The organism is Mycobacterium sp. PTI7, assembly GCF_056679845.1.
In genome coordinates, this window is sequence record NZ_CM155252.1 from 4,053,784 (window position 1) to 4,067,871 (window position 14,088).

General features: G+C 69.6%; 13 protein-coding genes. 3 read left to right on the forward strand and 10 right to left on the reverse strand.

Annotated features, from left to right (window positions below; translation table 11 throughout):
- The first annotated feature begins 34 nt into the window (after positions 1-34).
- Positions 35-355, forward strand: coding sequence for a mycobilin-forming heme oxygenase MhuD (gene mhuD, locus AC1MEY_RS19540; protein WP_480227075.1), 321 nt, complete (start codon positions 35-37; stop codon positions 353-355).
- A gap of 89 nt (positions 356-444) precedes the next feature.
- Positions 445-1,749, forward strand: a complete 1,305-nt coding sequence (locus tag AC1MEY_RS19545) for a serine hydrolase (protein ID WP_480227076.1) — start codon at positions 445-447, stop codon at positions 1,747-1,749.
- Here AC1MEY_RS19545 and AC1MEY_RS19550 read toward each other — a convergent pair.
- From AC1MEY_RS19550 to lysS, 6 genes are all read right to left on the reverse strand, one after another.
- Positions 1,739-2,290 carry a histidine phosphatase family protein gene (locus tag AC1MEY_RS19550; protein ID WP_480227077.1) on the reverse strand — a complete coding sequence of 184 codons (552 nt, stop codon included), beginning with the start codon at positions 2,288-2,290 and terminating at the stop codon, positions 1,739-1,741. The genes AC1MEY_RS19545 and AC1MEY_RS19550 overlap by 11 nt on opposite strands.
- Positions 2,291-2,296: 6 nt before the next feature.
- Positions 2,297-3,100, reverse strand: a complete 804-nt coding sequence (locus AC1MEY_RS19555) for a CbtA family protein (protein WP_480227078.1) — start codon at positions 3,098-3,100, stop codon at positions 2,297-2,299.
- Positions 3,101-3,126: 26 nt separating this feature from the next.
- Positions 3,127-3,342: a CbtB domain-containing protein gene (locus AC1MEY_RS19560; RefSeq protein WP_163795295.1), complete on the reverse strand. Its 216-nt coding sequence runs from the start codon at positions 3,340-3,342 to the stop codon at positions 3,127-3,129.
- 317 nt (positions 3,343-3,659) lie between these two features.
- Positions 3,660-6,197: an ATP-dependent protease ATP-binding subunit ClpC gene (clpC1, locus tag AC1MEY_RS19565; RefSeq protein WP_480227079.1), complete on the reverse strand. Its 2,538-nt coding sequence runs from the start codon at positions 6,195-6,197 to the stop codon at positions 3,660-3,662.
- 265 nt (positions 6,198-6,462) lie between these two features.
- Complete coding sequence (gene lsr2, locus AC1MEY_RS19570; RefSeq protein WP_163795297.1) at positions 6,463-6,804, reverse strand: histone-like nucleoid-structuring protein Lsr2; 342 nt, start codon at positions 6,802-6,804, stop codon at positions 6,463-6,465.
- A gap of 108 nt (positions 6,805-6,912) precedes the next feature.
- Complete coding sequence (lysS, locus tag AC1MEY_RS19575) at positions 6,913-8,421, reverse strand: lysine--tRNA ligase (protein ID WP_480227080.1); 1,509 nt, start codon at positions 8,419-8,421, stop codon at positions 6,913-6,915.
- Between the two features lie 23 nt (positions 8,422-8,444).
- On the opposite strand from lysS, the gene AC1MEY_RS19580 reads away from it, so the two are divergent.
- Positions 8,445-9,683 (forward strand): alanine racemase, encoded by a 1,239-nt coding sequence (locus tag AC1MEY_RS19580; RefSeq protein ID WP_480227081.1) that lies wholly within the window; start codon positions 8,445-8,447, stop codon positions 9,681-9,683.
- Between the two features lie 16 nt (positions 9,684-9,699).
- Here the strand turns inward: AC1MEY_RS19580 and AC1MEY_RS19585 are convergent, their stop codons facing one another.
- The 4 genes from AC1MEY_RS19585 to AC1MEY_RS19600 all read right to left on the reverse strand — a co-directional run bounded on the left by AC1MEY_RS19585 (position 9,700) and on the right by AC1MEY_RS19600 (position 14,033).
- Entirely contained in the window at positions 9,700-10,503 is an 804-nt protein-coding gene (locus AC1MEY_RS19585) for a type III pantothenate kinase (protein ID WP_480227082.1), read from the reverse strand.
- A 37-nt stretch (positions 10,504-10,540) separates the two neighbouring features.
- Positions 10,541-11,485: a pantoate--beta-alanine ligase gene (panC, locus tag AC1MEY_RS19590; protein ID WP_480231570.1), complete on the reverse strand. Its 945-nt coding sequence runs from the start codon at positions 11,483-11,485 to the stop codon at positions 10,541-10,543.
- On the reverse strand, positions 11,479-12,408 hold the full coding sequence (locus AC1MEY_RS19595) for a Rossmann-like and DUF2520 domain-containing protein (RefSeq protein WP_480227083.1): 930 nt from the start codon (positions 12,406-12,408) through the stop codon (positions 11,479-11,481). The genes panC and AC1MEY_RS19595 overlap by 7 nt, the downstream gene beginning before the upstream one ends.
- An 80-nt stretch (positions 12,409-12,488) precedes the next feature.
- Positions 12,489-14,033 (reverse strand): DUF6779 domain-containing protein, encoded by a 1,545-nt coding sequence (locus AC1MEY_RS19600; protein ID WP_480227084.1) that lies wholly within the window; start codon positions 14,031-14,033, stop codon positions 12,489-12,491.
- Positions 14,034-14,088: the final 55 nt, after the last annotated feature.

The window sequence follows — 14,088 nt, forward strand, 5'->3', positions numbered from 1 at the left end:
ATACTGCCTCGCTCCCTCGCGGTAACCTAGGCCCATGCCCGTCAACGCAGTGGTGAAGATCAACGCGATCGACGTTCCGCCCAACGCAGGCCCCGAGTTGGAGAAGCGCTTCGCCAACCGTGCCCACGCCGTCGACGGCCAGCCCGGTTTCCTCGGCTTCCAGCTGCTCCGCCCGATCAAGGGCGAGAACCGCTACTTCGTGGTCACGCAGTGGGAGTCCGAGGAGGCCTTCCAGGCCTGGGCCAGCGGCCCGGCGGTCGAGGCGCACGCCGGTCAGCGGGCGAACCCCGTCGCCACCGGCGCGTCGCTGCTCGAGTTCGAGGTCGTGCTCGACGTCCAGCGCTCGGAGGCCTAGCGACTTGGGGATCCGTAGTGCCTGGAACGGCGCTGCGTAACAGCGCAGGCCGGGTCCGGCGTCGGTCGATCGGAGCCTCGATCGCCACGATGCTCGTCGTGACCCTGGCCTGCGGATGCGCCCACACCGGCCCGGCACCCGCCGAGGCCGCGTACGGCGCACACATCGGCACCAACACACCGCAGGGGCTGCGGGCCAAGCAACTCCTGGACATGGTCAACTCCGACTGGCCGCTCGGCACCGTCACGGTCGGCACGCTCGCCGACCCCGAGATCGTCGAGGCCGTCACGGGCGCGATGGACCGGCTGTGGGCCGACCGACCCATCACCGTCACCGGGGTCGACGTGGGCGCGGGTCACGCCACGCTGCACGTCCGGACCTCCTACGCGGTGTCCGAGGACGTCAAGCTGCGCACCGGCGAATCCGGCCTGGTGGACCGCTTCGAGGTGACGGTCGTCAAGCCCAAGATCCGGCAGTGGTCCGACGTCGACGCCGAGATCACCGGGTCCGGCGCCCACTACGCCTACCAGGCGTCCAAGGTGACCGACGGCCGGTGCGTCAAGGTGGCGGGCACCAACGTCGACGAATCCCTGCCGCTCGCATCGATATTCAAGCTCTACGTGCTGCTGGCCGTCGGCCGCGCCGTCAACGCGGGCACGCTCGACTGGGACGATCCGCTGCTGATCACCAAGGAGTCCAAGGCCGTCGGCTCGGCGGGCTTCGACAAGCTGCCGCCCGGATCGCACGTCTCGGTCAGAGACGCTGCGCAGCAGATGATCTCGGCGAGCGACAACATGGCCACCGACCTGCTGATGGCCGCCCTGGGCCCGGGTGCGGTCGAGCGTGCGCTGGCCGCGGCCGGTCATCACGACCCCGCGTCGATGACGCCGTTCCCCAACACCCACGAACTCTTCTCGATCGGCTGGGGCAAGCCGGACGTACGCGAGGACTGGAAGACCGCCCCGCCGGAGCAGCGCGCAGAGATGCTGCGGAAGACGAACATCCTTCCCTACGAACCAGATCCGATGCGCACGCGCACGCCCGCGTCCCCCTACGGCGTGGAGTGGTACGGCAGCGCGATGGACATCTGCCGGGTGCACGCCGCCCTGCAGGCGACGGCCGTCGGACGCGCCGCGCCGGTGGCGGACATCCTCTCGGCCACACCGGGCATCGACCTCGACCGCGCCACGTTCCCCTACATCGCCGCCAAGGGCGGCAACCTGCCCGGCGACCTGACGTTCAGCTGGTATGCCCGCGACCGCAGCGGCCAGGGCTGGGTCATGAGCTTCCAACTCGTCTGGCCCAAGTACCGCAGCCTGGCGGCCGCCACGTGGCTGCAGTCGATCGCCACCCAGGGCTTCGACCTGCTCCCGGTGGATCTACCTAACCGGTAGACCGCAGCGTCCACGCCTGCCCGCGCAGGTGCATCACCGTGTGGCTCGCGGGTGCCACGTCGATGCGCCAGAACGACTTCGGCGGCGCGTCGAGCGCCACCAGGACCGCAGCCCGGATGACGGCCGGATGGGTCACGGCGGCGAGCCGTCCGCGCCGGCCGGCGAGCCCGTCCAGCCACGCGCGCACCCGGGCCACGACGGCGACCACCGACTCACCGCCGTGCGGTGCCGCGGCGGGGTCGGTCAACCAGATCGCCAGGTCGGCCGGCGGCACGCCACCGAGCACGTTGCCCTTCCACGCCCCGCAGTCGAGATCGGCGAGCGCGGGATCCACCTCGGCGCGCAGGCCGAGCAGTTCGGCGGTCCCACGCGTCCGCTTCTCCGGGCCGCACGTGGCGGCGTCGATCGGACCGAGTTCGACGGTGGCGTCGAGTTGCCGCCGCCCGAGGGCGTTGAGCGGTTCGTCGATCGGAAATCGCCCGGCTGCCATGGCATCGGTCATGGCGTGACTCACCATGGTCAGCCGGACGACCTCACTCACGTGCGGTCACGCAGAGACGCTCTCCTGGCGCCTGCCGTCCAGCAGCTTCGACACCAGCGCCGCGAAGGCCAGACCGATCGTCGCGTAGACGACGACCTGCGTGCCGAGGGAGTACAGCCGGAAGTCGTACAGGACGTCGGCCGGGAACCCCTCGTAGACGATGGTTCCCCCGTCGTCGACCAGCGGGCCCGGCGTCTCGTCGATGGTGGGCAGCACCAGCATCAGCAGCCCGACCGCCACGAGGTAGGCACCCGCACCCGCCACACCCGCGTTCCAGGCGCCGAGCCTGCCGCGCAGCTGCCTGCCCAGGTACACCGCTCCGACGAGCAGCGCCGCGGACAGCACCACCATCAGCAGGTAGAGCAGCGTGCGCTGCCGGATGGTCTCGTCCAGGCTCAGCGCCGGCGGACTGGCCGGATACTTCAGCGACGGCACGACGTAGAGGCTCAGCAGCATGCCGCCCGCCACGTACAGCGACAGCAGCTTGGCCGACACGCTGCCGACCCGGCCGTAGGTCACAGCGAACACGACGGCGAACAGCGCGCCGATCGCCACGCTGAACGCGAGCACGCCCAGCCCCATGCCGATGTTCATCTGGATGGTCCGGGAGAACCCGCCGCCGTCGGCGCCGTGGCTGTGGCCCGCGACTCCCGCCGCCGACTCCATCGCCTCGTGCGCCGCGCCGATGCCGTCCTCGTAGCCGATGGCCGCCTGAATCGCAGGCTCGACGAAGATCCGTGCGAAGACGAAGGCGAACACCCCGGCCAGGGCGCCGGCCAGAAGGCCGCGCCCGATGATCTGCTTCTCCATGTTCTCTTCTTCTCCTGGCCGCTGGATCAGTGGCAGGGGAAGCCGAGGAGGTGGCGGGCGTCGTGGATGAATTCGTGGATGTGGGTGTCGCTGCCGAACACCGACGTGGCGCCCTGGTCCATGCCGACGAAGTACAGGACGAGCAGCGCCAGGAACGCCGTCGCGGAGAGCCACACCGCGGCGCGGGTGGCGGAGAGATCCAGTGCGGGAGCGGCGCTCTTGCGAGCCTCGGAAGATGTCATGTCGGGTCCTTTCGGGATTTCGCGTCCCGTGTCGGGGTGACGGCGTCGGGTCTGACTCTCACAGTGGCGCGACCGTTCCGGACTTGCACCGGATTCCGCTGTCCGTCGATTACATCAGCATCCTAAACCGTCAACCCGGGATCCGAGCGCGCTGTCCGATATCCGCTTCGACTGCGGCACCGCGTCGTACGTGCGGGTACGGCGGGATTCGGGCCGATCCGCCGCCGTACCCGCACGTTGGGCACCCGTCACGCGCCTCCCCCGAACGCACGAACGCCCCCGACTCGCGTCGGGGGCGTCCATGTGGTGTCGAAGGGTTACTCGGTGGTCGAGGCTCCGGCCGCGCCGGCTCCGGCGAGATCGGGTTCGACGACGGCGCGCTGTGCGCCGGCGAACGTGAAGACGGCGTCTTCGACGTTGTTGCTCTCGCCGTCCCAGTTCTCGACGTCGACGGTGATGACCTGACCCGCGCCGATCTCGTCGAAGAGGATCTTCTCCGAGAGCTGGTCCTCGATCTCACGCTGGATGGTGCGACGCAGCGGCCGCGCACCCAGCACCGGATCGAAGCCACGCTTGGCCAGCAGCGCCTTCGCCTTGTCGGTCAGCTCCATGGTCATGTCCTTGGCCCTGAGCTGGTTGCCCACGCGGTTGATCATGAGGTCGACCATCGTGATGATCTCCTCCTGCGTCAGCTGGTGGAAGACGATGATGTCGTCGATGCGGTTCAGGAACTCCGGGCGGAAGTGTTTCTTCAGCTCGTCGTTGACCTTCTGCTTCATCCGCTCGTAGTTGTTCTCGCCGCCACCCTGGGTGAAGCCGAGACCGACCGCCTTGCTGATGTCGGACGTGCCGAGGTTCGAGGTGAAGATCAGCACGGTGTTCTTGAAGTCGACCGTGCGTCCCTGGCCGTCGGTGAGACGACCGTCCTCGAGGACCTGCAGGAGGCTGTTGTAGATCTCCTGGTGGGCCTTCTCGATCTCGTCGAACAGCACCACGCTGAACGGCTTCCGGCGCACCTTCTCGGTGAGCTGGCCGCCCTCTTCGTAGCCGACGTACCCGGGAGGGGCACCGAACAGCCGCGACGCGGTGAAGCGGTCGTGGAACTCGCCCATGTCGATCTGGATGAGCGCGTCGTCGTCACCGAACAGGAACTCGGCGAGCGCCTTGGACAGCTCGGTCTTACCGACACCGGACGGGCCGGCGAAGATGAACGAGCCGGACGGCCGCTTCGGATCCTTCAGGCCGGCGCGGGTACGCCGGATCGCCTTGGACACCGCCCTGACGGCGTCCTCCTGGCCGATGATCCGCTTGTGCAGCTCGTCCTCCATGCGGAGCAGACGCGTGGTCTCGGCCTCGGTCAGCTTGAACACGGGGATGCCGGTCCAGTTGCCGAGGACCTCGGCGATCTGCTCGTCGTCGACCTCGGCCACGACGTCCAGGTCACCGGAGCGCCACTGCTTCTCGCGCTCGGCCCGCTGCGCGACGAGGGTCTTCTCCTTGTCACGCAGGTTGGCTGCCTTCTCGAAGTCCTGCGCGTCGATCGCGGACTCCTTCTCCCGGCGGGCATCGGCGATCTTCTCGTCGAACTCGCGCAGGTCCGGCGGAGCGGTCATCCGGCGGATGCGCATCCGGGCACCGGCCTCGTCGATCAGGTCGATCGCCTTGTCCGGCAGGAACCGGTCGTTGATGTAGCGATCGGCCAGGGTGGCGGCCGCCGCGATGGCACCGTCGGTGATCGACACCCGGTGGTGCGCCTCGTACCGGTCGCGCAGTCCCTTGAGGATCAGGATGGTGTGCTCGACGGTCGGCTCGCCGACCTGCACCGGCTGGAAGCGGCGCTCGAGTGCGGCGTCCTTCTCGATGTACTTGCGGTACTCGTCGAGGGTGGTCGCACCGATGGTCTGCAGCTCGCCGCGGGCCAGCTTCGGCTTCAGGATCGAGGCCGCGTCGATGGCACCCTCGGCGGCACCCGCGCCGACGAGCGTGTGCAACTCGTCGATGAACAGGATGATGTCGCCGCGGGTGTTGATCTCCTTGAGCACCTTCTTCAGGCGCTCCTCGAAGTCACCGCGGTACCGGCTGCCGGCCACCAGTGAACCGAGGTCCAGGGTGTAGAGCTGCTTGTCCTTCAGCGTCTCGGGCACGTCGCCGTGCACGATCGCCTGCGCGAGGCCCTCGACGACGGCGGTCTTGCCGACGCCGGGCTCGCCGATGAGCACCGGGTTGTTCTTGGTGCGGCGGCTCAGGACCTGCATGACCCGCTCGATTTCCTTCTCGCGGCCGATGACGGGGTCGAGCTTGCCCTCCATCGCGGCTGCGGTCAGGTTGCGACCGAACTGGTCGAGCACGAGCGACGTGGAGGGGTTGCCGGACTCGCCTCCGCGACCTCCGGTGCCCGCCTCGGCGGTCTCCTTGCCCTGGTAGCCGGACAGCAGCTGGATGACCTGCTGACGCACCCGCGTCAGTTCGGCCCCGAGCTTGACCAGCACCTGGGCTGCGACGCCCTCGCCCTCGCGGATCAGACCGAGCAGGATGTGCTCGGTGCCGATGTAGTTGTGGCCGAGCTGCAGCGCCTCGCGCAGCGACAGCTCGAGCACCTTCTTGGCACGCGGGGTGAAGGGGATGTGTCCGGACGGCGCCTGCTGGCCCTGGCCGATGATCTCCTCGACCTGGCTGCGCACGCCCTCGAGGGAGATGCCCAACGACTCCAGCGACTTGGCGGCAACGCCTTCGCCCTCGTGGATGAGGCCAAGGAGGATGTGCTCGGTGCCGATGTAGTTGTGATTGAGCATCCTGGCCTCTTCTTGAGCCAAGACGACGACGCGCCGTGCGCGGTCTGTGAAGCGTTCGAACATCGGTGGTTACCTGCTCTCCATCAAATAGCGCAGTTCGTGAAACTCGACGGCGTGGTAGACCACGCTCTGCACCTACCGCCCACTGTAGTGGTCGGAGGCTCGGGACGCCCCGCCTGTCTGGAGCTACCCGCTACTGCACTCATGCAACGCGGTGCCAGGCAGGAACAGTTCCGGGATCGGCACCGAATCGGCCTCCGATCGCTATGCCGCTAGCGAACGGACCGCCTGCGCCCCGGTGACGGAGAACGGCGATGGCAACCTCCGGCTACGTTGCCGCGTGGAACGCGTCGATGACGTCGGCCGGGATCCGGCCCCGCGTCGACACGTTGTGGCCGTTGCGCCGGGCCCAGTCCCGGATCGCGGCGCTCTGCTCGCGATCGATGGACGCGCGACCGCGACCCGAGCCGGCGGACCGGCCCCGCCTGCGGCCGCCGACGCGACGACCCGCCTCGACCCAACCCTTCAGATCGTTCCGAAGCTTTGCGGCATTCTTCGCGGAAAGGTCGATCTCGTAGCTGACGCCATCGAGTGAGAATTCAACGGTCTCGTCGGCGGCATTCTCTCCATCGAAATCGTCGACCAAGGTGACGGTAACCTTCTTCGCCATCAGTTCACACTGACCCTTCTGCATGAGCACATCGCGGGTTCAGCGTGAACCCCTGCCGCAATGTTGACACGAAAAGACGAATCATTCAAGAAGTATGATTACCGGAGTTCAGTTTCCGGCGCGACGCACAATCGGAAACAGAACCGTTTCTCGAATGGACAATCCCGTCAGTGCCATGAGAAGACGATCGACGCCCATTCCCGTTCCGGTCGTCGGCGGCATGCCGTACTCGAGGGCGGCCAGGAAGTCCTCGTCGAGCACCATTGCCTCGTCGTCGCCGGCGACCGCCGCGCGCGCCTGCGCCTCGAACCGCTGACGCTGGATCACGGGATCGATCAATTCCGAGTATCCGGTGGCCAATTCGAACTTGCGAATGTAGAGGTCCCACTTCTCGGTGACACCCGGAATGCTGCGGTGAGCGCGGGTGAGCGGCGACGTCTCGACCGGGAAGTCGCGCACGAACGTCGGAGCCCACAGCGTCTCGCCGACGGTGTGCTCCCACAGTTCCTCGACGAGCTTCCCGTGCCCGTACCCGCGATCCCGGGCCACCTCCACGCCCAGCTTGTCGACGAGTGCCCAGAGGTGTTCCACGCCGGTGTCCGGGGTGATCTCCTCGCCCAGCGCCTCCGAGAGCGACGGGTACATTTCCAGCGACGCCCATTCGCCGTCGAGATCGTAGGTACTGCCATCGGCCAACGGCACGTTTCTCGTGCCGATCGCCTCGTCCGCGACTTCTTGAATAACCTCACGCGTCACGATCGCGGAATCGTCATACGTTCCGTAGGCCTGATATGTCTCCAACATCGCGAATTCCGGCGAATGCGTGCCATCGGCACCTTCGTTGCGAAAGTTCCGATTCAGTTCGAAAACCCGCTCGAAACCACCGACGAGGCACCTCTTCAGGAACAACTCCGGCGCGATCCGGAGGTAGAGGTCGGCGTCGAGCGCATTGGAGTGCGTGACGAACGGACGCGCCGCGGCACCACCGGCGAGCGTCTGCAGCATCGGCGTCTCCACCTCCAGGAAGTCCCGGCGCTCCAGAGCGGACCGCAATGCGCGCACCACGGCGATTCGCTGGCGCGCGATCGAACGGGCCTCCGGACGCACGATCAGATCGACGTACCGCTGACGGACCCGGGACTCCTCGCTCATTTCCTTGTGCGCGACCGGAAGGGGACGCAGCGCCTTGGAAATGATTTGCCACGAATCGGCGAGCACAGACAATTCACCGCGCCGGGAACTGATCACCTCGCCATGCACGAACACGATGTCGCCGAGGTCGACGTCGGACTTCCAGGCCTCGAGTGAGTCCGAACCCACCTTGTCGAGGCTGATCATGGCCTGCAGCTGCGTGCCGTCGCCCTCCTGCAGCGTCGCGAAGCACAGCTTGCCGGAGTTGCGCGCGAACACGACCCGGCCTGCGACGCCGACGAACTGGCCGGTCTCGACCGCCGCCTCCAGGGCCGGGTAGGCGGCCCGGACCTCGGCCAGGGTGTGGGTGCGGGGCACCTCGACCGGATACGGGTCGCGGCCCTCGGCGAGCAACCGTTCCCGCTTGGCCTGACGAATCCGGAACTGCTCGGGGACGTCGGACTCGGTTTCATCAGCAGTGCTCACGACGTGCCAGCTTAAATGAGTCGGTGACCGTCCCCATCGACGCGACCGCCGTGGCGGCCCTCGCAGACCAGCCCATCGGCTGGTGGCACAAGGGCATCCCGCCGTCCTGGTCGGATCGCACGCCCGCCCAGGTGTGCGCTCTGAGGCCCGATCCGTTCGACGACGGCGCCCTCGGGCCCGTGTGCGTGCTGTCGGAGACGGCCCTGGCCCACAACCTGTCGACGATGTCACGGTGGTGCCGTGAGCGGGGCGTCGACCTCGCCCCGCACGCCAAGACCCACATGTCACCGCAGCTCCTGGCGCGCCAGTTCGCGGCCGGGGCGTGGGCCGCGACGGCCGCCACGATCTCGCAGGTGCGGACCTTCCGGCACTTCGGCGTGCGGCGGATCCTGCTGGCCAACGAACTGGTCGACACCGCCGGACTGCGATGGCTGGCCGCCGACCTCACCGCGCACCCCGACGCGACGGTGGTCTGCTGGGTGGACTCGGTCGCGGGCGTCGACCTGATGACCGCGGCACTGCGGGACGCGGGCGCGACCCGGCCGCTGGACGTCTGCGTGGAGGTGGGCGTCGCGGGCGGCCGCACCGGCTGCCGCGGACCCGCCGCGCTCGACGACGTCGCCCGCGCGGTCGACCGGTCGCCTCGGCTGCGGCTGGTGGGCGTCGCGGGTTACGAGGCCGCGCTCGGCCACGACGTGTCACCCGAGTCCTACGCACGCGTCCGCGCCTACCTGGGTGAGATGCGGGCGGCGGTGATCGCGCTGCAGCCGCTGATCGACTCCGACGAGGTGCTCGCCACGGCCGGCGGCAGCACGTTCCCCGACGCGGTCGCCGAGGAGCTCACCGACTGGCCGGGCGGCGTCTCCGTGCGCACGGTACTGCGCAGCGGCTGCTACCTCACCCACGACGACGGGCTGTACCGCCGCACGTCGCCGCTGGACCTGCACGCGGCCCTGACGGTGTGGGCGCAGGTGACGTCGCGGCCGGAACCGGATCTCGCACTGCTGACGATGGGCCGCCGCGACGTCTCACACGACGCCGACCTGCCGGTGCCCTACGGGTTGGCCGACAGCCGCGTGACGGCGCTCAACGACCAGCACGCGTTCCTGTCGCTCGGCGCGGCGGACGCGTCGCGCGTCGCGGTCGGCGACTGGATCCAGTTCGGCGTCTCGCACCCGTGCACCACGTTCGACAAGTGGCAGCTGATCCCGGTGCTCGACGACGACCGCCGCGTGGTCGACCTGGTCCGCACCTTCTTCTGACCGGCCGACCGTGTGTTCAGCGCTTGCCGCGGTGCTCGACGCGGTTGCGCTCGAACACCAGCCGCAGGCCGTCGAGGGTCAGGAACTTGTCGTAGTGCTCGACGGTGTGCAGATCGGGCAGCACCAAGGGCGCGGTGTGCCCGGTCGCGATCACCACCACGTCGTCACCCCCGAAGCCGTCGACGTCCTCGCGGATCCGGCTGACCAGGCCGTCGACGAGGCTCGCGAAGCCGAACACCGCACCGGCCTGCATGCACTCGACGGTGTTCTTGCCGATCACCGACCGCGGCCGGGTCAGCTCGACCCTGCGCAGGGCGGCCGAGCGCGCGGCGGCGGCATCCGACGACACCTGGATGCCCGGCGCGATGGCACCGCCGAGGAACTCGCCCTTGCGGGACACGACGTCGACGCAGATCGACGAGCCGAAGTCGACGACGATCGCCGGCCGGTGGTACCGCTGGTAGGCCGCGAGGCAGTTGACGATGCGGTCGGCCCCGACCTCCTTCGGGTTGTCCACCAGGAGCGGAATGCCGGTTCGCACACCGGGTTCGATCAGCACGTGCGGGATGGACGGCCAGTACTGGTCGAGCATCATCCGGATCTCGTGGAGCACCGACGGCACCGTCGACAGGGCCGTCGCCCCGGTCAGCCGTTCGGCGTCGTCACCGATGAGCCCGTCGATGGTGAGTGCGAGTTCGTCGGCGGTGACCGCCGCCTCGGTGCGGATCCGCCAGTTGTGCACCACCTTCGCGTGGTCGCCGGAGCCGGAGACCAGCCCTACGACGGTGTGGGTGTTGCGGACGTCGATCGCGAGGAGCACCGGCTCTACCGCGCCGACCCGGCAGATGTACGGAACATCAATTCCTCCAGGGCAGTTCGCCGGTGCCGTCCGCCTCCACGCGGGAGTGACCGTCGATGCCCGCGGAGGCGCCGACGTCGATGGCGATGTTGTCGAGCAGCCGGGTGTTGCCGAGCCGGGCGGCCACCAGCATGCGCGCGGGGCCCTGCGCCGGGGTCGGACCCAGCCAGGGGTCCCGGATCTCGAGGTAGTCCACGTCGAGCGCGGGCACCTCGACCAGCACGGCGCGGGCCGCCTCGAGTGCCTCCTCGGCGCCACGGGAGGCGCCGTACATGCCGGCGAGCAGCGCGGCAGACAGCGCACCGGCCTGCTCGCGCTGCTCGGGGTCCAGGTAGACGTTGCGCGACGACATGGCGAGCCCGTCGGCCTCCCGCACGATCGGTACGTTGACGATCCGCACGCCGAGGTCGAGGTCGTCGGACATCTGCCGGACCAGGACCAGCTGCTGGTAGTCCTTCTCGCCGAAGTACGCGCTGTCCGGTCCGACGACGTTGAACAGCTTGAGGACGACGGTCAGCATGCCCGCGAAGTGCGTTGGGCGCGAACCGCCTTCGAGTTCGGCGCCGAGCGGACCGGGGTGCACGGTGGTGCGCCGGCCCGCCGGGTACATGTCGTGCTCGGTCGGCGTGAACGCGATCTCGACGCCCTCGGCGCGCAGCACCTCCAGGTCGTCCTCGAGCGGCCGCGGGTAGGCCGAGAGATCCTCCCCGGCGCCGAACTGCAGGGGGTTGACGAAGATCGAGACGACGACGGTCGCGCCCGGCACGCTCTTGGCGGCCCGCACCAGCGTCAGGTGCCCCTCGTGCAGTGCGCCCATGGTCGGCACCAGCACGACGCGACGACCGGTGGTGCGCAGCGCACGCGTCACCGCCGATACGTCCGCCGGCTTCGAGTAGACGTTGAGTTCGTTACGCACGAACTTCGGTGGTCGACTCTTCACGATGGCCCTTCCGGTTCTCGGTCCAACACGGCGAACACCTCCGTGGGCGCGTGGGCGCGCTGGGCGGTGCGCAGGGAGTTCGCCCGATAAGCTTGCGCCAGTTCGGGATTCACTTCGGACATCGCCCGCAGATGAGTCGCCACCGCAGCGCCGTCGCCGCGTGCGACCGGACCGGTCAGCGCACCCTGACCGCGGGCCAGCGCGTTCTCCAGCGAGGCGCGGGCGAGCGGGGCGAGGATGCGCTCGGCGATGCCGCCGGGGCCGTCCCCGACGATCTCCTGGCCGAGCAGTTCCTGGCCCTGGATCGCGGTCCGCAGCGCCTCGACGGCGTCGAGGACGACGGTGGTGACGTGGTTTCCGCCGTGCGCCAGTGCGGCGTGATAGAGCGCGCGGGCGTCCTCGCGGACCCGGAACGGCTCGCCGCCGATCTCGAGTACCAGGGCCTGGGCGATGGCGTAGCCGACCTCGTCGGCGGCGGTGATGCCGAAGCAGGACTCGGACAGGCGGGCGACGTCCTCGTCGGCCCCGGTGAACGTCATCGCGGGGTGGATGGCCAGCGGTATGCACCCCAGTTCGGTGAGTGGGGCGAGCACAGTGACGCCGTTGGCGCCGGAGGTGTGCACGACGATGGTCCCCGGCCGCACGGCGCCGGTGGTCGCGAGGCCCGCCACCAGTCCCGACAGTTCGGCGTCGGGCACCGCCAGCAGCAGGAGTTCGGCCCGGGCGGCGACGTCGGGCACCGGCAACACGGGCGTCTCCGGCAGTCGCAGTTCGGCCCGTCGGATCGACGCGCGGGAGATCGCGCTGCACGCCGCGACGACGTGCTCTGCGCGTTCGAGTGCGACTCCGAGGGCGGTACCGACCCGACCGGCCGAGATGATGCCGATGGTCAGGCGCGCCGGGCGGAACCCGCTGGGCGTCCCCACGTAGACGACCTCGCTGACGTCATGGACTTCACGTTCCGGTCCCGTGGCTCGGGTACCGGACGGACGCAGACGAGATTAGCTCATTCCTCGCGGCGCCTGCGTCGGCCGCCTCCGGTGCCACCCGCCTGCAGTCGGGCGAGCAGTTCGGAGATCGGTTGCCCGTCCGCGTGCTGGCCCTCGGGCTCGTCGGGTTGTTCGGGCTCGTCCGTCGGCGGCCGGTGCCGCGCCGCGCGAGCCTCGTCCTGAGGGGGTGCCGGTGGGGTGGCCAGTGTCGGGTTCGGCCCCTTGCCGGGGTCGACGCCGGGGGCGTAGTGCCGGGCGCGGCGGGAGGTCTCGGCTTCCTCGGCAGCGGATCCCGCGTGACGTGCGGCGCGGGTCTCGGTCGACGGTGGCGCCATGGCGGGCGGGGCCGTCGGGCGTGGCGGCGAGGCCACCGGTTCCGGCGGCGTGGGGTCCGGCTCCGGCGGCGTGGGTTTCACGGCCTCGGCGACCGCGGGGTCCGGGGCGGCGTGGCCGTTCTCCACCGTCGGCGACACCCAGTTGCTGCCGGGGACGCCGGCCGGGATGAACTCGCCCTCGGCGGGCGCGGGCCGCCAGTCCGGGGTCGGCGGCGGGGCCGGCGGCACCGCGTCGTCGGACGACGTGTGGCGCCCCGGGCGCTCGGGGTCCTGCCACGGCGAGCGGGCGGCGGGCGGCTGCTGCGGTGGTGCGACGGGCGGCGGCGGGGCTGTGGGAGTCGGTGGGGGCGGCGTCCGCGGCGGCGGCGCGGAGGCCGACACGGGTGGTGGCGGCGCTGGGATCCAGGGCTGGCGCACCTCGGCGGCGGGGACCGGCTCCGGTACCGGTGCGGGCCGGGCCGCGGGAGGGGGCGGCGGCGGCGGGGCGATCGGTTCGCGCGGCGGGACCGGCTCGGACGCCCGGGCGGATGCCGCCTCGGACGCCCGGCGATGGGCACCGCCCGCGTCCGGTGAGATCCACTCGGGCTCGGGTGGCGCCTCGATCGGCACGTCGATGATCGGGCTTTCCTCGGTGTTGGGTTCCGGCTCGTCGCGATCCTCGGTGTCGATCCGGCTGCTGACCACCCGGCCGGGACTGGACGACCGCTCGCGGTTGGACCTGCCCTCCTCGAGTCGGTCCCAGTCGGGGAATCGGTGCACGCTGGTGCGCTCGGTCTCGATCGCCGGGCGGTGCTGCAGGTCGGTGTCGAAGATGATCTCGAGATTGGCGCGCAGCGCGGCGAGTTCGGCGCGGAGACTGGCCACCTCGTCGGCGGACTGGGCTCGTAGCTCGGAGCTGAGTTCGCGGCGCAGCTGCGCCTCGATGCCCAACTCGTACTCGCGACGGGCGGAGATCTCCCGGTCGAGTTGAAGGTCGTAGACGAGCTTGAGGTCGCGTGCCCGTGCCGAGTCGACGTCGGCCTGTCGGCGGTAGATGAACGACACGAACGCGGCGATGACGGCCGCCCACAGCGCGACGATCACCGCAAGCTTCAGCAACTCAACGCTATTGGTGAAAACCAGTGCGGAACTGGCCACGATCGCCAGCACCAGCAACGCCGTGAGGAGCGCTCCGCCCGGCCTGCGGCTGGCGCGCCGAGGGCGCACGCCACGGGTCGGATCGGTCATGCGCCGACTGTACCGTTCACCGGTCGGATCGCGTGTCGACCGTCGCGGCGATTCG